Here is a 366-nt window from a genome sequence, read left to right as displayed (position 1 = left end):
GAGCCAGCAGTCGAAGGTGGGATCGATGATTGGGGTGAAGTCGTAACAAGGTAGCCGTAGGAGAACCTGCGGCTGGATCACCTCCTTTCTAGGGAGAAATGAGAACAATGTTCTCATAATATTGACTCGGTTTTTTATCTACTCTGTTTAATTTTGAGTGATTAAACTCAAAAATGGGGGTATAGCTCAGTTGGGAGAGCACCTGCCTTGCACGCAGGGGGTCAAGAGTTCGAATCTCTTTATCTCCACCATACATGGGTCTATAGCTCAGCTGGTTAGAGCGCACGCCTGATAAGCGTGAGGTCGGTGGTTCGAGTCCACTTAGACCCACCATTTATGTTCATTGAAAATTGCATAGTGAATTAA

The 366-nt window shown here is 45.9% G+C and carries 2 tRNA genes and 1 rRNA gene; all 3 read left to right on the top strand.

Annotation, left to right across the window (positions count from 1 at the left end):
* A 16S ribosomal RNA gene (locus ACQ3F0_RS26825) occupies window positions 1-88 on the top strand; the annotation flags it as partial.
* Between the two features lie 87 nt (window positions 89-175).
* Window positions 176-251 (top strand) — tRNA-Ala (locus tag ACQ3F0_RS26820).
* Between the two features lie 5 nt (window positions 252-256).
* Window positions 257-333 (top strand) — tRNA-Ile (locus ACQ3F0_RS26815).
* Window positions 334-366 lie beyond the last annotated feature (33 nt).

This window comes from Clostridium sediminicola (genome assembly GCF_050402865.1).
GTDB lineage: Bacteria > Bacillota > Clostridia > Clostridiales > Clostridiaceae > Clostridium_AF > Clostridium_AF sediminicola.
The sequence above is the reverse complement of the archived record's forward strand: the minus strand, read 5'-3'. Positions and strand labels throughout refer to the sequence as shown.